General features: G+C 47.6%; 14 protein-coding genes and 7 tRNA genes. 2 read left to right on the top strand and 19 right to left on the bottom strand.

Annotated features, from left to right (window positions below; all coding sequences use genetic code 11):
• Nucleotides 1-174: 174 nt before the first annotated feature.
• Entirely contained in the window at nt 175-3,198 is a 3,024-nt protein-coding gene (locus BVG16_RS26460) for a glycoside hydrolase family 2 TIM barrel-domain containing protein (protein WP_078502211.1), read from the bottom strand.
• 131 nt (nt 3,199-3,329) lie between these two features.
• Here BVG16_RS26460 and BVG16_RS26465 point away from each other — a divergent pair, with 131 nt between their 5' ends.
• Complete coding sequence (locus BVG16_RS26465) at nt 3,330-4,175, top strand: AraC family transcriptional regulator (protein WP_078502212.1); 846 nt, start codon at nt 3,330-3,332, stop codon at nt 4,173-4,175.
• Between the two features lie 578 nt (nt 4,176-4,753).
• Here BVG16_RS26465 and BVG16_RS26470 read toward each other — a convergent pair.
• Nucleotides 4,754-7,507: a glycoside hydrolase family 2 protein gene (locus BVG16_RS26470; protein WP_078502213.1), complete on the bottom strand. Its 2,754-nt coding sequence runs from the start codon at nt 7,505-7,507 to the stop codon at nt 4,754-4,756.
• Between the two features lie 147 nt (nt 7,508-7,654).
• Between BVG16_RS26470 and BVG16_RS26475 the strand changes: the two genes are divergently transcribed.
• Nucleotides 7,655-8,587, top strand: coding sequence for an ArsR/SmtB family transcription factor (locus BVG16_RS26475; RefSeq protein WP_078502214.1), 933 nt, complete (start codon nt 7,655-7,657; stop codon nt 8,585-8,587).
• Nucleotides 8,588-8,629: 42 nt separating this feature from the next.
• Here BVG16_RS26475 and BVG16_RS26480 read toward each other — a convergent pair whose 3' ends face one another.
• From BVG16_RS26480 to BVG16_RS26560, 17 genes are all read right to left on the bottom strand, one after another.
• Nucleotides 8,630-8,860 (bottom strand): DUF896 domain-containing protein, encoded by a 231-nt coding sequence (locus BVG16_RS26480; RefSeq protein WP_078502215.1) that lies wholly within the window; start codon nt 8,858-8,860, stop codon nt 8,630-8,632.
• 89 nt (nt 8,861-8,949) lie between these two features.
• Nucleotides 8,950-9,894 carry a HAMP domain-containing sensor histidine kinase gene (locus tag BVG16_RS26485; protein ID WP_233147181.1) on the bottom strand — a complete coding sequence of 315 codons (945 nt, stop codon included), beginning with the start codon at nt 9,892-9,894 and terminating at the stop codon, nt 8,950-8,952.
• 157 nt (nt 9,895-10,051) lie between these two features.
• Entirely contained in the window at nt 10,052-10,741 is a 690-nt protein-coding gene (locus BVG16_RS26490) for a response regulator transcription factor (RefSeq protein WP_078502216.1), read from the bottom strand.
• Nucleotides 10,738-11,637: a D-alanyl-D-alanine carboxypeptidase family protein gene (locus BVG16_RS26495; RefSeq protein WP_078502217.1), complete on the bottom strand. Its 900-nt coding sequence runs from the start codon at nt 11,635-11,637 to the stop codon at nt 10,738-10,740. Before BVG16_RS26495 ends, BVG16_RS26490 begins: the two co-directional genes overlap by 4 nt.
• 99 nt (nt 11,638-11,736) lie before the next feature.
• Nucleotides 11,737-12,393, bottom strand: coding sequence for an N-acetylmuramoyl-L-alanine amidase (locus BVG16_RS26500; protein ID WP_233147179.1), 657 nt, complete (start codon nt 12,391-12,393; stop codon nt 11,737-11,739).
• 33 nt (nt 12,394-12,426) lie between these two features.
• Nucleotides 12,427-13,569: an alanine racemase gene (gene alr / locus BVG16_RS26505; RefSeq protein ID WP_078502218.1), complete on the bottom strand. Its 1,143-nt coding sequence runs from the start codon at nt 13,567-13,569 to the stop codon at nt 12,427-12,429.
• Nucleotides 13,538-14,563 (bottom strand): acyltransferase, encoded by a 1,026-nt coding sequence (locus tag BVG16_RS26510; protein ID WP_078502219.1) that lies wholly within the window; start codon nt 14,561-14,563, stop codon nt 13,538-13,540. Before BVG16_RS26510 ends, alr begins: the two co-directional genes overlap by 32 nt.
• A gap of 6 nt (nt 14,564-14,569) precedes the next feature.
• Nucleotides 14,570-15,625 (bottom strand): D-alanine--D-alanine ligase family protein, encoded by a 1,056-nt coding sequence (locus BVG16_RS26515; RefSeq protein ID WP_078502220.1) that lies wholly within the window; start codon nt 15,623-15,625, stop codon nt 14,570-14,572.
• Between the two features lie 557 nt (nt 15,626-16,182).
• Nucleotides 16,183-16,518, bottom strand: a complete 336-nt coding sequence (locus BVG16_RS26520; protein WP_233147180.1) for a DUF3889 domain-containing protein — start codon at nt 16,516-16,518, stop codon at nt 16,183-16,185.
• A gap of 69 nt (nt 16,519-16,587) precedes the next feature.
• On the bottom strand, nt 16,588-17,409 hold the full coding sequence (locus BVG16_RS26525) for a hypothetical protein (protein WP_078502221.1): 822 nt from the start codon (nt 17,407-17,409) through the stop codon (nt 16,588-16,590).
• A gap of 96 nt (nt 17,410-17,505) precedes the next feature.
• A tRNA-Pro gene (locus BVG16_RS26530) sits at nt 17,506-17,582 on the bottom strand.
• Between the two features lie 10 nt (nt 17,583-17,592).
• A tRNA-Arg gene (locus tag BVG16_RS26535) sits at nt 17,593-17,669 on the bottom strand.
• Nucleotides 17,670-17,686: 17 nt separating this feature from the next.
• A tRNA-Leu gene (locus BVG16_RS26540) sits at nt 17,687-17,775 on the bottom strand.
• A 16-nt stretch (nt 17,776-17,791) separates the two neighbouring features.
• A tRNA-Cys gene (locus tag BVG16_RS26545) sits at nt 17,792-17,865 on the bottom strand.
• 10 nt (nt 17,866-17,875) lie between these two features.
• Nucleotides 17,876-17,950 (bottom strand) — tRNA-Gly (locus BVG16_RS26550).
• A 27-nt stretch (nt 17,951-17,977) separates the two neighbouring features.
• A tRNA-Asp gene (locus BVG16_RS26555) sits at nt 17,978-18,054 on the bottom strand.
• A gap of 24 nt (nt 18,055-18,078) precedes the next feature.
• A tRNA-Met gene (locus BVG16_RS26560) sits at nt 18,079-18,155 on the bottom strand.
• Nucleotides 18,156-18,227 lie beyond the last annotated feature (72 nt).

An 18,227-nucleotide genomic window follows, 5' to 3' on the forward strand; every position in this document is an offset into this window, starting at 1 on the left:
CCGCCACTTGCGTGTTTCTATTCACCTCCCCCTCGAGAAGAGTTACGTAGAATCATATCTCACATCAAGTCCCCTGAAAATGTAGAATTTATAGCTATTCGTGAACGATTTTGACCGTTTTGCACAAAGAAGGCATGAACTAAAAATTCTTTTAGCCCATGCCTTCGTCTTGGATTATTCGTCTTCTTTGAAAATAGGTCGCAGCATAAATTCACACGTAAATTGCTTATCGTCCATCCGGTAAGCTTCCAGCAGCTCAGGACCGCAAGAATTGGAGCCAACGCCGCTCATCTTGTAATCGATCTGAACGATGGTCTCGGCACGCTTCGCAAGTTCATACGTATGCTGCGCTTCCGTCAGATCCTCCGGCGTAAAATGAGACGCATTGAAGGAGAACGTATCCGTCGAGGACAAATGAAGTCCCATGCCCAACGCATTGGACACGATAGCCCATTCCGTACCGAACCGCGAACCATTCTCTTGCGGCATTACATAGGATTCGAACATCTCATCGACCGTGAGGAGGTATTTGCCTTTGCGAACGCTCTGACGTTTGTCGATATAACTCTCGTGCGGGCCTAAGCCGTAGTATTCTACTTCTTCTGTCCCCTTCGGCATGGTGAGTTCCAGCCCAAACCGCGGCAAGAACGGGATCCCCTCCCGGACCGTAACATCCGTCTTCACATGCAGGCCCCCACTGGTATCGATGCTCCATCGTGCTTCACCACGCAGGAATGGATAACGGATATAGGCGCCTAGCGAAAAGCTGACCTGAATCTCGACCGTTGACGGATTCGGCTGATTCCATGCGCTGCTGTACACTTTCATTTGCGCGCGGTGGTAGCCCTCATTCTCCCATGAATGGCGAACATTCCGGTCATTATCGATCGGCGCACGCCAAATCTGATACCGGGCAGGCTTCGTCAATAAGGCTACCCCGTGTTTGGACATCGCACGGATCACGCCTGCTTGAAGATCGAAGACGTGTTCGAAGTCAAAACCACGGACGATCAACAATCCCTCTTGTTCTTCCACGTGGATCGCTTCATCGCTTCCTATGAACGTTGTCCCTTGCTTTTCGCTAGCAGGTTGGACGGCACCCAACTGGAATTGAGCAAATGTGATTTCATGGCCGATAGACGCCCATGCGTTGTCTTGATTTTGCCAGATTGATAAGGTTAAGTAAGTCCGATCATCGACATTCGCTGGAAGGTGATACGGCAGGGTAATCGACGCTGTTGCGTGCGGAGCAGCTTGAAGCTGCCAGATCTGACCCTGCTCCAGCAGACGCCCTTCTTGCTCGATTCTCCAGCTTAACGCTAGATGGGATAGATCGATAAAGTCATACCGGTTCGTGATTTCGAATATACCTTGTTGCATGTCCACGGCTTCGATGTGTACCGGTGCAATTACTTGTTTCAATTCTAATAACCCCGTATGCGGTTGACGGTCAGGGGATACCAACCCATCGATACAGAAGTTCCCGTCATTCGGTTGATCTCCGAAGTCGCCGCCGTAAGCAAAATAGGCTTCTCCCTTCGGTGTCACCGTCGCAATGCCGTGGTCACACCATTCCCACACACAACCGCCCATGAGCTTCGGATACTTGTAGATCAGATCCCAGTAATCCTTGAGGTCGCCAGGACCGTTCCCCATGGCATGGCTGTATTCACAAAGGAAAAATGGCTTCGTCCGGTTCGGGTCTATGGCGAAGGCTTCTGTCTCTTGTACCGAAGAATACATGCGGCTATCCATATCCAAATATTCGCCATGTGCCTCGCCCTCGTTATGAACAAACCCTTCATAATGGACAAGGCGTGACGTATCCCTCGATTTAATCCAAGCCGCCATGGCGACGTGGTTCGGCCCATATCCAGACTCATTTCCTAAAGACCACATGACGATGGACGCATGGTTTTTGTCTCGCTCTACCATCCGAACCGCGCGTTCAAGATACGCGTCATGCCATGCAGGATCGCTAGAAAGTTGATGCCAAGCGCCCGCTGCACCCATCCCATGACACTCTAAATCGGCTTCATCGACTACATAGAAGCCGTATTGATCGCACAGCGTAAGGAACCGCGGATCATTCGGGTAATGCGAGGTGCGGATCGTATTGATATTATGCTGCTTCATCAGCTTCAAATCTTGAATCATATGATTCAGTGGAATAGTCTGTCCTAATGTAGGATGCGAGTCATGCCGGTTGACCCCTTTGAGCTTCACCGCTTGGCCATTCACGCAGAATACGCCGTCACGAACTTCAACCCAACGGAATCCCGTTGGGAACATGAGCACTTCTTGTCCGCCCTGTACGTATAAATCATAGAGGTATGGTGCCTCTGCATTCCATAGCTTCGGCTGTGTCAAGGAAAGCGTTAGGCTTCCTTGGCCTTCAATGGTGGATTCCGCTGCAGCAACAATCTCTCCGTTCGCATCTTTTAATTCGGCCTTCACAGGGATCGGCCCCGTCGCTTGAATCTCGATTTGCACAGTTGCTTGCTTGAGATCCTCTGTAAGCTCGCTCTTCGCGAACACATCGCGAATATGCGTCTTCTCACGGGATAAGAGATACACATCGCGATAGATGCCGGAATACCGCCATGCATCTTGATCCTCTAAATAGGTTCCGTCACACCATTTCAATACGAGGACGGCCATCCGATTGCGTCCGGGCTGCACATACTCCGATATTTGGAATTCCGCAGGGATACGGCTGCCTTGGCTATAGCCAACGAACGTCCCGTTCACCCACAGATAGAAGCAGGAATTCACCCCTTCGAACATGACATATGTTTCTTGGTTCTGCCACGAAGCCGGAATCTGGAAATCCCGTACATACACGCCTGCAGGGTTCTCGTCCGGTACATAAGGCGGATCGCATGGGATCGGATAATTTACGTTCGTATAATGAAGTTGGTCATAACCTTGCGTCTGCCAACAGGAAGGTACGATCAGATCATCCCAGTGGCTAACATCGGTCACGGATTCATAGAACCCCTCTTGAACGTCCTTTACGCTGGCATGATATTGAAACTTCCAATTCCCATTCAACGTCTGATATGCGGATGATTGTCCGCGTTTGCCGCGTTTAGCTTGTTCTAGATCCTGATAGGGAATGTAGTGCGCTCGGGCAGGCAATCGATTGATTTGTAATAGGTCAGGTTGTTCCACGTAGTTCATGAGCTGATTCAACATAGCAGCAGAGCACTCCTTTGGTTAGTTCGATTTGCTCTTATTATAGATGTGAGTTACGATCTAATCATAGAATACAAAACGGACAAACACTCGTACAAAATGGACATTTTAATATAGGGGGTACCTTCGAATTGAAGAGATTGCCGCTTCGCAGTAATTTACAGAATAGCATTACCTCCGATATTCCATTTGCCGTGTATACGGTTGGAACGGACCTGCAGCTTCCTATCACGCGTCTCAACGGCTTCTCCGCCAAGCAGCTGTTCTTTACCTTTTCGGGAAGAGGGCGGTTTCGCAAGCTGGGACAGGACAAATGGGACATCTTAGAACCTAACTCCCTCCTGTACATTCCGGAAGGGTTCCCTCATGAATACATGCCGTTACGCGGAGAAGCCTGGCATGCCGGATATGTCACCTTCGTCGAGCAGCGAAGCGGCATGATGACCGATTGGGGATTCGGCCCGTCTCCGATGCAAGCTTATATATCCAATCCTGATGAGGTTCTGCCGATGATTGAGCAGATCTGGTTACAATCCGGTCCGGACTATGACCCTTGGTCGACAACCGAGACGTTATTCTCCCTGTGTCTCATGATTAAGAAACAGATACAACCTGATGAAGGCGCACCCATACCTCTGTTCCATCGAAGAGAGCGGTATCGGGAGACCGCCGTAGACCTTGCCATTCGATTCTTGCATGATCATCTGAATCGGCATATCTCGATTGCAGATCTTGCCGCACACATCGGTTATTCTCAGAAGCAGCTTACTCGCTTGTTCCGCGAAGAGTTGGGGCAGACGCCGCTCCAATATTTGCAGCACATTCGGATGCATAGCGCGCTAACCTTACTGCATGAAAATGCGGATATGACGATTCGGCAGGCCGCTGCCTATGTCGGTATGGAACCGACCTATTTTACACGCTTGCATCGCCGCATGTATGGATTTGTTCCATCCAAGCGTGAGAAGCACAAGTGAGAAAAACCGTCAGGGAAGGTCACCCGACGGTTCTTTATTGTGTAAACCTATACGTTGGCCGATAGGAGAGGCGGGTTGGTGTTTCAAATCAACTGTCGTAGAAATCCGGGAGCAAAGGCGGAAATGAGAGACCTTATTCTTTGCTATACTCACAGATTAGCCGCTTTTGCGGACATAGATGCCCTTATTCTATATTAATAATGAGTATATACCCTATTTATAGGAGAATAAGGGCTCCTGTGTCCGTTCAACCAGCATTTTGAATGCTTTTTGTAGAATAAGGGCTCCTGTGTCCGTTCAATCAGCATTTTGAATGCTTTTTGCATAATAAGGGCTCCTGTGTCCGTTCATTTCTCGCGCCGCTCCCTGCACCCTTTTTTTGATTTCAGTAATCTCTCGAAAATATATAAATTCTATAATCTTGAGAAAACCTCTATTCTCGGCCTTTCGAAGACGAGCGACCGCGATTAGATGTAGCTTTTATCGCTTATGTGGTAAAAAGGTTGAATAGCCCAGAGACATTCTACTCTGAGCCCATTCAACCTTTTGCTTAGTTCCCTATCAACTACATCAAGCTATTAACGATAACGAATGAGCACATCGATAGGATAGCGACCTGCGTTACGTCCATATAAGCTTAAGCCGCCTTCTTCCGCCTGCAGTTCTAATCGGAAGCAGCGCTCGCGATCCAGCTTCGCTGCAAGCCGCCCCGGTACTTGCGCTTGGCATAAGTACCCATAAGAACCCGCTTCGTCCAAGCGATTATGAAGCGGTTGATAGTGCCAAGACAACACGCCCCGACTATCTGCCGGATCGTCTGCCAGGACGAACGCACCAATTTTCTCTCCATTTACGAGTACGTGAACACGGGACGCATGCTGCTCGTCATCCGTCATATAATAGGTGTTCGGATTATATTCGACATCTGCCGAAGCACCGTGCATGAAGTTAATATCATGATTGCGGAACCGCGAACCCTCCACGTTCCTTGCCAGTAGACGCTTGGCGCTCGCTTCGAATAAAATATCGAGCTCGCCAATCATCGCTTGTGATTCATGGTCAGGAAGCTGCACGTCATAGACGAAATGCCCGGCTTCTCCGCCATTCACTTTCGCGCCCTGCACGGCTTCCCACATGTACGGGAAGGTATGCTCTTCAAAGCGAGATACCGGCACGCTAACGAATCCACCTTCCGCATCATATACCCCGTTCTCATCGCCGCTGCGAACATCAAATGTAATAAAGTTCCGTGTGAGGACTTTCCCCTCGGCACTCATCAATCGAATCCCTAATACCGCCACAGCATCCTGATGCGGCATATGCAAGGTCAATGCCTCCAGCGCGTTAACCCCATATCCGTCCCACTCGATTTCCACTGCGCCATGCTCAGCCACGATTCGAGTCCCCAGATTGTCATAGGATAGCTCCCATGCAAGTCGAACCGTCTGCCCATGATATGCATCGGAATAACTCGAACGCAGCAATGGAACGGATACCGATGCTCCTTGCACAACGGTCTGACATGGCGGTGCATCCAATACGATGAAATCCGGCGCATGCAAGTCCGCGATCGTCATTCCCGGCACGAAAGCTTCATATCCGAATTGTTTATCCGAGCCGTCAAGCCGATAGTAGCCGTTGAACTCATTCGTTACATCACGGAATTCCGTGAATACGAAGCCGCACAGCTTGTCGTGCCGACGGAATTCATTCAGCATATAACGGTAATGCCAGGCCAAGTCGCTATCGCCTGCGCCGCCCTCAATCCCCCATACGTTTCCGCATTCACTATTCATGAGCGGTGCATCCGACTGCACATTGCCGCCAATACAGTTAAAATCGGATCCTGGATACGTCTTCGCCGTGATTTCATGGAGATGTTGGCGAACTTCCTCGTACCCGTTGATATAAAAATGCCATGTATTGATATCGGTCTCCACGTGATCATAATTGCACGGCGAATTGTCTTCGACAATCCGCGTAGGGTCGATTTGCTTCGCCCAATGGTATTTCTCGCGAACCCACGCCTGCGTCTCGGGCAAATAGCTGCTCGGCTGTGATGCATCCCCCGTTAGCCCCGCCGATTGAGGGTCCGTCTTTAACCCCCACGTCTCATTGAACATGACCCAAGAGAAGATGGATGGATGATTGTAATCCCGTTCGATGACTTCGAGTGCTTCGCCTTCATAGGAAGCGCGTGCGCTCTCATTCGGATTTCCCCAGAAGCACGGCATGTCCTCCATCACAAGAATCCCTAATTTATCGGCCCAGTACAGCTTACGCGGTTCTTCCGGTTTGATATGAATACGGACGAAGTTCAAGCCGAGACGTTTCATCAGATAGATTTCATCACGCATCTCTTCATCGGTAGGATAGGTGAAATACCCTGTCTGATGATAGGATTGATCTAACGTACCATTCAAATAGACCGGTTTGCCGTTTAGGGTGATCCAGCGATGCTCCCGTCCATTGAACCTGGCCGTACCGATCTCACGGATCCCAAAATACGTATGAATCACATCTTCGCCAAAAGAACCAGCAAGGCAAAGTTCCCCTTCATACAAATGCGGGGTTTCCGGTGACCATAATTGTGGATCTTGAACGACAAAGCCGGTCTTCACTTCATTCACACCTTCGGTCAGTTCGAACACGGCCTCATGCTGAATCGCGCAATCCCCGAAGGATAAACGAAGTGTAGCTGCTCCCGCTTCTTGCGCAACAATACGGGTCATTAACGAAATTTGCCCATCGATCGATGTATGAAATTTAGCGTGCTGTACATAGGTTTGCGGTCTAGCTTCAAGCCATACAGGCTGCCATATGCCGCGAATTTCACCATACCCTTGCTTTCCGCGTGCTTGATAATTGTGATCCCAATCCTCTGCCCGAACGACAATGATATTCTCAGCCTCGGTCATCCATACCGATGTGACATCGAATTCAAAGGTTCCGTAACCTCCTTGATGTGCACCCACATGTGTCCCATTGATCCATACCTCACAAGCATAATCAACGGCACCAAACCGTAGAAAAATACGAGAATCCTCCACCCTCGGCTTCCAATTCATCGAGCGACGATACCATCCTATACCTTTTTCATTCCGACCGATCCCGGATAGCGGACTTGCCCAAGAGAAAGGCACTGTAATTTCATCATTAAAGCTTTGTACATCACCATTTTGCAATGAACCTTGTGCGTCTTGAGCCTCTGTCTCTAACCGGAACGACCACACGCCATTCAAATTCAACCATTCCGAACGCGCCCAATCGGGACGCGGGTATTCTGGACGAGGGATATCCGTCTGCACAGCAGCTAATACAGGAGTAGTCATGGGACGAGCACAACCTTTCAATTATCAGATTTGCCCCTATTCTAGCATCGGTATATAAAATATGCAATATATATTGTGGTTTTACAATACATCTATTTCATTGTACACTGAATACAACAATTTCTTCTTCAGAAAAGGAAATGAACCATGAGCGAATTGAAACAAGAAACCAATCGGTATCCCGCGTCTCGAATCGTCGAAGTGGCCAAAGCACTCTCGGGGGATGTACGTGTACGCATTCTAGAAGCACTTGGCGATAAATCGATGAGTGTCAGTCAACTTGCTGAAGCGCTAGGTGTTGCACAACCCACCGTTTCCATTAATATTCAGATCCTAGAACAAGCCGATCTGGTCGTATCTACCCAAGGAGCCAATCGTGAGAAAATCTGTTCCGTCACCTGTCACTCCATCTTCATGGAATTGCCTGCGAAGCCAGGGGAAGGTCTGCATCGGACAGAAGAAATCCATATGCCCATCGGGATGTATTCCGATTGCTCCATCCAACCTACATGCGGCATGGCGGGACGGGACGGTACGCTGATTGGTTCTACGGATGACCCTAGAGCCTTCTATATGCCGGAACGAACCGAAGCCTCATTGTTATGGTTCGCAGGTATAGGTTATGTGGAATACTATTTTGCGAATCCCATGCCGCCAGGGGTAGCCTTGGATGAGCTGCGTATCCGTGCCGAAGTTTGCTCGGAAGCGCCTGCCTTTCAGCAGGAGTGGCCTTCGGATATTTCCGTGAGCATTAATGACTTGCCTGTCGGTACATGGACGAGTCCGGGAGATTTCGGGGATCGCAAAGGCAAGCTATCGCCTGACAGATGGAAGGGCGGCACCGAATACGGGATGCTTACCGAATGGCGCGTCACGAAGCAAGGGAGTCTCGTAAATGGGCATGAAGCAACTTCAACGACCATGGATGCCTTGAATTTAGCGTTCAATCGCCCGATTCGCGTACGCTTTGAGGTGCGGGAAGATGCGGAGAACCCACGCGGGCTGAATCTATTTGGTTCGGGGTTCGGGGATCATCCGCATGATATCGTACTTTCCTTTGTTCGATATACGGAATTCTGAATCCATGAAAAAGGCGATCTCCCATGGGAAATCGCCTGCTTATTAATAATAATTTTTCCGGATCTGAACAGCTTTTAATTTATTCGGCGTCACATCATTGCCTATAGGATCAATGACGGTTAACCCTAACACCGTATTTTCCATCGAACCGCGTATTTCTTTTAAATAGCGTTGGCGGAGTTCAAGTTGTTCTTCTTTCTCTGCTGCGGTTAACGGAGCCTGCTTTTCTTTTCGGGACAACTCATTAATTCGATTCAAGTATGGAATAACCATCGTAACGCCTCCTTACCCATAACATATATAATTAGTTACTAACTTAAATATAGTATATTAGGTAATTGAACAACTGTCAATCCTCCCCCTTACTTCGGGAGTCTTACCTGAAATGTCGTACTCTCCATATCGCTGCTGACGAGAATATCTCCCTCATGGAGATCCATAATACTTTTCGCAATCGCGAGCCCTAGACCGGAACCGCCAGAGTATTCGGACCTGGATTTCTCAACCCGATAGAATCGATCGAAAATATGCGGTAGATCAATAGCTGGAATTCCCTCTCCATAATTCGTGATATCCACGATAACGGCCTGTTCCGTATCCTGAAGCTTGATGTCTATATATTTTCCTTCTTTGCCGTAAGTAATCGCATTGGAAATCAAATTTTCGAAAACACGGACCAGCTTCCGACCATCTGCCGGTACGATCGGATGACGCACCTCATAATTCTGCCGACACTCCATCCCCGCTTGTTGGAACTGAATATGGAACTGCACCGCCAGCTGGTCGAGCATTTCTGCCAAATTGATCGGTTCTTTGTGCAGCATCAACCCTTTATTCTGCATTCGCGTAAATTCGAACAAGTCATTGATGAGTTCATGCAGACGTGTTACTTTATCATGAAGAATTTGAGTGTAGTATCTTAATTCCACCTCATCGCGGTACTTATCTTCATTAATTAAATTCAGATATCCGACGATCGACGTCAACGGGGTTCGCAAATCATGGGACACATTGGTCACGAGATCATTCTTAATTTTCTCGGCCATACGTTCTTCTTCCATCGATTTCTGCGCTTGAACCACGATATTATTAATATTGACGGCAAGAGCGCCAAGCTCGTAATTGTCCACCACTTCCACCTGCCGATGGAAATTCCCTGCAGCAATATAACGCACTTCTTCAATCATATGGTGTATTCGGATCGTCACGTAACGTTTTTTCTCATGACGATAGAATAGAGCTAGACATACACTGACGATGGCCATGAATACAAGAATATAGATAAACTGCCTAGGTATGAACCGCATGACCACATCCACAACGGAACGAATGACTCCCAATTGACCGTAGAAGTAATACTGGAAAGGCATTAGCAAATACAGCGTCGTACCCGCAATAAGCACCGATGTGGCGAGGTATACCAAGATTCTAAGAATCGACATGTTGCGAAGGACAGACATTGGGTTACTTTTCAATTTTATAGCCAACCCCCCATACGGTCTGAATGAATGATTCTCCCGGCGCAGCAGCTTCTAATTTATCGCGAAGGTTACTAATATGCACCATCACCGTTTTATTCGATCCTGCTCCCAATTCATTCCACACCCGTTCGAAAATTTCTTCGGAACCGAATACGCGGCCACGGTTACTCGCAAGCAGATACAAGATATCAAATTCCAGTGAAGTTAACTTGACGACGGTTCCATCGACACTGACGGTATGGCTCTCTTTATTAATAACAAGAGATTGAATGTGAATCGAGCTTCCTTCGCTCTGGGATGCCTGCTGATAATTAGCCCTACGCAAGAGTGCTTTCACCCGTGCCGTTAATTCAAGAGGGTTGAACGGCTTAATCATATAATCATCCGCACCGGTCATGAGGCCAAGAATCTTGTCCATGTCTTCCACTTTCGCACTCAGCATCAGAATCGGGACATTACTCTTTTTGCGTACCTGTCTGCACACTTCCATCCCGTCCATCTTAGGCATCATAATATCAAGAATCAGTAAATGAAACGTCAAATTCTCCATCTTCTTTAGAGCCTCTTCGCCATCATGTGCTTTATGAATGGTATAGCCTTCGTTCCGCAGGTACACTTCAATCAGTTCCGCGATTTCCTTATCGTCATCGACGATCAATACCGTTGTACTCACACCCACTGCTCCTTTATTTCTTTGACTTTTAGTAGTATGGAACTGAACGATGGGATGTAAACGGTGTGGAATCCCAAAGCGAATAACTTCTGCGTTTCAACAAATCTCTCATCTGAATCGCTTGTTCCCATAACCACGGTGATGAAGCGGCGCCCATCTCTTGACGCTGTTCCCGTGAAGCAGTACCCTGCCTTATTCGTATATCCTGTCTTCAATCCATCCAATCCCTCTACAGCCAAATCCTGCTTCAGCAGCATGTGATTCGTACTCTGAATTCGCTCTCCGCTGAACCCTAACGTGTAGGTTGGCAGGCTTGTCGTCTCCAGCACCTCAGGAAAATCGCGCAGCAGCGCTTGTGCCAGCTTGGAAAGGTCTTTGGCTGTCATGGTAGAAGCCTGATTGCCTTCGGTTAACCCCGTCGCATTGATAAAATTAGAGTTCTCTAATCCGAGCTCTTGGCCTTTCTCATTCATTCTTGCGGTAAATTGCGCTTCAGATCCGGCAATATGTTCGGCTAATGCTACCGCAGCGTTATTCGCAGATGGAATTAACATCGCAGCATATAGATCCTGCACAGTCACCTGTTCCCCGGCATGCAATTGAATTCGTACACCGTCTGTGTTGGCTGCGTAGTCCGTGATTGCAACCTCATCCTCCCATTTCAACCGGCCTTGATGCAATTGTTCCAACACCAAGTACTCCGTCATCATCTTCGACATGCTCGCAGCTGCGAGCGGCGTGTCTGCATTTTTCTCATAGAAGACTTCACCTGTAGATGCATCGATTAACAAGGCAGCTTGAGCATGTATGGAGGGTTCATCTATATGTTTTAGAAACAGTACCGAGCAAATGGCAGAAATTACGGAGAATCCAGTTATGAATTTTATCTTCATCATTAATATTAGCTCCTATCTAACAGAATACTGCTAGTATAAAGAGCGGAGTCTAAGAGAAAAGAAAGAAAAGCTTAAGATTTTCTAAGGAATTGTTCAAACTTACCCTGTCGATGGAGACGAGCTCCCGTTCTTCAACACATGATATAACCGTTCCCATGGGAACTTCGGGCCAGGGTCATCCGGTCTTCGCAATGGATCGATCTGATTATGCCCAATGACATGCTGCTCATCCAGAATAATTTCTTTCCCCCAGATACGCCGAACTTCGGATTGAATATAACGATGTAACCATACACTAGCTTCAAACTGTTCTTTCGTTAGATCGCCATCTGTTCCTTCATATTCAATGGATACGGTATATAGGTTGGGATTAATCTTGGGCCGGTCTCGTACGATTTCCGCCTCGGCCCGAAGGATCCCTTCTTCCGAGAGTCCATTCGCCCAAGCCATACGGTGTATATCCACATATTGGTGTATCTCCCCGGCTCTGCTCACGCCGAAATGAGCTGAGGATACACGATTATTCGGATTTGTGAACCAATTATCCATGCTGTCCATCGAGCCGTCAGAAATATGATTCACAATCGCGATCGGCTCATAGCCTTCTCGACTGCTGCTGTTCGTAAATTGATTCCCTTTCATGGAGATATTGGAATCCTGTGGAGCCGTTTTTTGCGTGCAAGCAGTTAGTATGAACATAAGTATAACAATGAGTAAGAAAATTCGTCTTGTTCTTGGTGTATATTGCGTATTCATTTTATGCCCTAGCTCCTAACCAATCGAACATCGTTATTGCCCTGTATCTTGAATTCCATGTTCCCTATAAACGCGAGGAACACGCGCCGATATTCGGCATACCATCTCATTCGTAATCGTGCCAGCTAGTTCCGATAATGATGCTAAGGAAATCGTATTTCCTTGATCCTCTCCTACGAGAACAACCGTATCGCCAACACGGACATCTTCGATATCTGTGACATCCACCATGAGCTGATCCATACATACCTTGCCGATGATCCGAGCATATTGCCCATGAATTAATACCTGGGCCCCTTTACCAGACACGCTTCTCGGGTATCCATCGGCATAACCGATAGGAATCGTGGCAATTCGCATCTTGCGATGTGCTGTAAAATCCCGTCCATACCCGATTTCAGCCCCTTTCGGAACTTGTTTGACCATCGCAACCGTCGACTTCAACTGCATGGCCGGCTTCAAATGGATATTTTGTCGGAGTTCGCCCGAAGGTACGCCGAATAGAAGAATGCCCGGACGAACCAAATCATAGGTATAGTTCCGATAATTCACGATGCCTGCGCTGTTCTGCGCGTGTGTCATTCCTACGGGGTAATTTCGAAGCTGGTACAGGCAGGTATCGAAGCGATCTGCTTGCATCTGTGTATATGCCTGATCCGCGGGGTTCAACTGATCCGCGACGGAGAAATGCGTGAATATCCCTTGCACGAGGAGCCCTTTAGACGTAAATAGCTTCTTCACTAGGTCCATGTCGTCATAAGCAAAACCAATTCGGTACATGCCCGTATCTATTTTAACATGAATAGGAAAGCGAATTTGATGATCTACTCCATACTGATTCAACAGGTCTGCATACGCTGGAGAAAAAACCGTCTGCGTTATCCGATAAGCCGCGAGCTGGTCAAATCCCTCGGGCGGGGTGAATCCTAAAACCAGGATATCGCCCGTCATGCCGCATTCTCTTAACGAAATGGCTTCGTCAAGATTGGATACCGCAAACCTCGTAACTCCTAATTCAGCCAATAGCTGAGATATTCTAAGAACTCCGTGCCCGTAGGCATTCGCTTTGACAACTGCCATCATCTCCGTATGTGAAGGGAGAATGGATCGAATTTGGGCGATATTAAACGCCACATGATCCAGATCAATTTCGGCCCAAGCTCGTCTTTGCAACATATCGTTCCCTCCTTAACCATAGATGTGATGCCGTGAATGTAAGAATAAGGGTCACCGTAAAATACATCAAGCTATCTGTCTTAAGCATAGGAAGCTGATGAGAGGCGACGCGAACCGCGAGCAGAACGGCGGGGTGAATCAAATACAATAGCATACTTATATCGGAAGCATATTTATAGAAGGGTCTTTCTTGAATGTCTAGCTTCATCAGGAGAATAAATCCCATGATCACCGTCGGTACGAGAAACAGATACATGCTGTCATGTCTCGGCCATTCTGCGTACCGGAGCAGCGCAGCTTCGATGATCAACCATCCGAATGATAAAATCAGACCGAATTCGCAAAAGGACTGCGACAGCTTCATACGCGGAATATAGTGAGCTAGGAACGCCCCTAATGCAACGAAAGGAAACCCAAAAAACAATCCATTCCGACTGTATTCAAACACTGCGAGGTACCTATCAATCACGGGATGCAAGACGGGAATCTGCGCGGCAAGCCCGTAATAGGAATCCGCTAACAACCCAACCCCATACAGAACGAGTGAAATCGTAACGACCGAGGATAGCGGCATCCGCTTTTGCAAGAAATAGACGATGGCAACGGCGAACATCAAAGCCGGCAGGAACCATAAATGATAGTAGCTCCCGACAAAGAAAAACTGTTTCACATATTGCAGGATCCACCCTCTCGAAAACCCTTCCGTCATCCACGTATAGCCGTTCACGATCAGGTATATCGCGCTCCACACCACATACATGATCCCTAACTTTTTTAGGTAATGGAGCAATTGGGCTGGAGATCTAGTCTTGACGAAGAAATAATACCCCGAAGCCATAAAGAAAAAGGGGACCGCTACCCGAGCGATCACCCTCGTCAGAATAAAATTGCCTGTGTCGGTATACGACTCTAACGGGTCTGTATGGATGCATATTACCAATACGGCCATGACGAGCTTCGCCATATCTAAAGCATGGTCACGTTTCTCTATCATCTCATGCTACTCCCTTGCCAACTCGATAAGTCGATCAATTAATTCGCTATAGGACATGCCAGCGGCCGCAATCATCGCAGGGTAACGGCTGGATGCCGTAAAACCTGGCATCGTATTGATTTCATTAAATAAGATCTTACCGTCCGGGGTGATGAAGAAATCGACACGCGCCATCCCTCTACAGCCTAATACGCGATATACCTCCATGCCGCGCTGCCTCACCGCATCAAGTAATGCCGGACTAATTCTGGCAGGGACATGCTGTTTAATTTCCCCTAATAGATACTTGTCGTCATAGTCGAGAAAATCACGGCTAGGCTCGATCTCACCAATCACACCTGTCGCGAGTTGATCATTACCATAAACGGCACAGCCGACTTCGATCCCTTTTACTTCTTTTTCGCATATCACTTTTCCGTCATATATAAAAGCATGCTGCACAGCCCGATCCAACGATACCGCATCATACACCTTCGTAATGCCGACAGACGACCCCGAGCTTGATGGCTTTACGAAAATGGGATATCCAAAGCTCTCCTGAATCTTTGCATCCATCTTTTTCTCGTCATACGTGGATTTCGTTACATAGAAATACTCCGTCGTAGCGATCCCTGCACTTTTCACAAGATCCTGCGCAAAAACTTTATCCATCGACACGGCGGACGAGGCCGTATCACAACCAACGTATGGGATGCCCGATAATTGCAGAAGTCCCTGCACCGTGCCGTCTTCTCCGTTCTTGCCATGTAACACTGGAAACACGCAATCCACATGAACGTGGCTGTACTGCCCGTCATCCCCTAACAACAGAATTCCTGGCTGACTTCGATCAACATGAATGCTTGCCGTACGGCATGTCTCCTGCTGATGCCAACTGCCATCCCGAATCCGATCGATCCCCCCTACATAATGGAGCCACTGGCCTTCCTCTGTAATACCGATGCACATCACTTCATACTTGTCATGCGGTATATGATCAATGACGGCTGCCGCAGATTGTAATGACACCTGATGTTCTGTAGACATTCCGCCAAAAAGGACAGCTACCTTATATCTGCTCATCTGTATCTCTCCCATCTCTCAACTTATTATCGATAGTATAAAGAATGGAAACTAAGAGAAAAGAAAGAAAAGGTAAAGTTTTTTTAAAGAAACAGTTGATTGGCTATCTTTCGGATATTCCTCGAATGAGAAAAACCGTCAGGGGATCACCCGACGGTCCTTTATTGTGTGAACCTATACGTTGGTGGATAGGAGAGATAGGTTGGTGTTTCCGTTTCAGCTGTCGTAGGTACAAAATCTTGACAAATTAAATAAACTCTTTGTGTACATCGGACCTGAGAGACCTTATTGTTTGCTATGCTCATTGATTAGCCGTTTTGCGGACCTAGATGCCCTTATTCCATTCGAATCATGAGTTTATAGCTTATGTTTAGCATGATAAGAGCTGCTGTGTCCGTTCGTCCTGCATTTTGAGTGCTTTTGCATAATTAAGGTCTCCTGTGTCCGTTCATTTCTCGCTGCGTTCCTGCACCCTAATTTGATTTCGGCAATCTCTTGAAAAGTAATAAATTCTAGTCAAAAAAACCGCCTGTATGATCAGGCGGCATGATTATATCTTATGATTGATCCGATACCTTAAACTGAATCGTTTGAATGGCATCCGTTGAAGGGTCATATTGAACGGTGACAAATACGCCGAATTCATGTCCGTCTTTACTTTTCAACCACAGCTTGAATTTCTCTTCGGACTTCTTAGCCATGATTTCTGTACGGCCCATATATTTATAGTCGATAATATTAGCATGATATCTCTTTTGCGTCTCCGCCACGGCAAGTGTACCCCACTTCGCATAATGAGGCTCAGCCCCTACGGACACCGTCAGGCTGCTGAATAAAAACAGAGCTAAGAACAATAGCGTCAATCTTCTCATCGCGACCACCCATCTGGACAAGTTTCAGTTTCTCCTATTGTGCCCCCATGACCCAGATGTATTCTGGTTAAAAATAGAACGGGAAAGCTGCTAGCTATTCACGGTATTGCAAGTAGGATGCGTCCAGAAGTGGTTAGGATGACGACGTATACATACGCTTATATTCTCTGGCGGATCACTTCTCAGATCTATAGGTTCGAAATGCGCTGGGAACAGTGCACAATATGTCTTATGTAAACGTGATGCCTCATAATCATATTCACTCTGCAGCGGGGACATGAACCAGAATAGGTTCTTCGCCATATAGCCGAGATAGAACGTACTCCATTCCGATACGGATGGATCACCATTCACCCACACCGGAAGATGATGCGATAACCGATACCGGAATTCCTCCAGGCTGAGTAGTTCGCCTTGATCATCGGTAACAAAGGTGTTCCAAGAGGCGTCCATATATAGCCACTTCTTCAGGGTTCTAGAGAATATTAACGTAATTACATGACTATCCCCGTCATAAGCGTCATACGACCGACAGTGGACCCGGCGTGCGTAGAAGCCCATGCTCAAATAGACTTCATTTAAGACGGTTGCAATCGTGTAGCAATTCATAGGGATAGACTCCCTTTCCACAAGATCCAAGACATGCAACGCATGACAGGGTTGTGGCGGCATGACATCTCCGTGTTGCAGTCTCCCATCAACCCACCGCATTAGGTTTAGAATCTGAGAGAGTTCATCACCGTCCCCAGCAACTTGCTCTAGATCATATTTCTGCTTCAATCGTTGTAAATCATCGTGATGGTCAGATTGGTATTCGAACGCAATATCACGTTCATTACTGCTTTCTTCATATTCAGCCATTTCTAATAATTTGATATAGTGGTCATTAAATTCAGCAACGTAACCAAACATCCATCTCACCCCTGCTCATTTATCCATATACCACCATACAACAAAAAAAGCCTTGATGACAGATAAATGTCATCAAGGCTATGATGTGTAATAGAATGGTCGGGACGACACGATTTGAACATGCGACCCCCTGGTCCCAAACCAGGTGCTCTACCAAGCTGAGCTACGTCCCGACAAACAATATGGCGCGCCCTAAGAGATTCGAACTCCTGACCTTTTGATTCGTAGTCAAACGCTCTATCCAGCTGAGCTAAGGGCGCAAAATATGTTGTAAAGATGGTGCCGAAGACCAGACTTGAACTGGTACGGTAGTCACCTACCGCAGGATTTTAAGTCCTGTGCGTCTGCCGATTCCGCCACTCCGGCACGGCAGTAAATATAGTGGAGGCGCCACCTAGACTCGAACTAGGGGTAAAGCTTTTGCAGAGCTCTGCCTTACCACTTGGCTATGGCGCCAAAATCGTAATGGAGCGGACGACGGGAATCGAACCCGCGACCCTCGCCTTGGCAAGGCGATGCTCTACCGCTGAGCCACGTCCGCATATATTAACGAGCAATAAAAGATAAATGGCGGAGCTGACGGGATTCGAACCCGCGGTCTCCTGCGTGACAGGCAGGCATGTTAGGCCTCTACACCACAGCTCCACATAAGAAGTATTTGATATAAGTTGGTTGCGGGGGCAGGATTTGAACCTGCGACCTTCGGGTTATGAGCCCGACGAGCTACCGTGCTGCTCCACCCCGCGATAATATGATAATGGTGACCCGTAGGGGATTCGAACCCCTGTTACCTCCGTGAAAGGGAGGTGTCTTAACCC

This window comes from Paenibacillus selenitireducens, assembly GCF_002021565.1.
GTDB lineage: Bacteria > Bacillota > Bacilli > Paenibacillales > Paenibacillaceae > Paenibacillus_K > Paenibacillus_K selenitireducens.

Coding starts and splice junctions, on each gene's coding strand:
- BVG16_RS26460 (WP_078502211.1), bottom strand. CDS start 3,198: ATGTTGAATCAGCTCATGAACTACGTGGAACAACCTGACCTATTACAA.
- BVG16_RS26470 (WP_078502213.1), bottom strand. CDS start 7,507: ATGACTACTCCTGTATTAGCTGCTGTGCAGACGGATATCCCTCGTCCA.
- BVG16_RS26475 (WP_078502214.1), top strand. CDS start 7,655: ATGAGCGAATTGAAACAAGAAACCAATCGGTATCCCGCGTCTCGAATC.
- BVG16_RS26480 (WP_078502215.1), bottom strand. CDS start 8,860: ATGGTTATTCCATACTTGAATCGAATTAATGAGTTGTCCCGAAAAGAA.
- BVG16_RS26485 (WP_233147181.1), bottom strand. CDS start 9,894: ATGCGGTTCATACCTAGGCAGTTTATCTATATTCTTGTATTCATGGCC.
- BVG16_RS26495 (WP_078502217.1), bottom strand. CDS start 11,637: ATGATGAAGATAAAATTCATAACTGGATTCTCCGTAATTTCTGCCATT.
- BVG16_RS26500 (WP_233147179.1), bottom strand. CDS start 12,393: ATGAATACGCAATATACACCAAGAACAAGACGAATTTTCTTACTCATT.
- alr (WP_078502218.1), bottom strand. CDS start 13,569: ATGTTGCAAAGACGAGCTTGGGCCGAAATTGATCTGGATCATGTGGCG.
- BVG16_RS26510 (WP_078502219.1), bottom strand. CDS start 14,563: ATGATAGAGAAACGTGACCATGCTTTAGATATGGCGAAGCTCGTCATG.
- BVG16_RS26515 (WP_078502220.1), bottom strand. CDS start 15,625: ATGAGCAGATATAAGGTAGCTGTCCTTTTTGGCGGAATGTCTACAGAA.
- BVG16_RS26525 (WP_078502221.1), bottom strand. CDS start 17,409: ATGTTTGGTTACGTTGCTGAATTTAATGACCACTATATCAAATTATTA.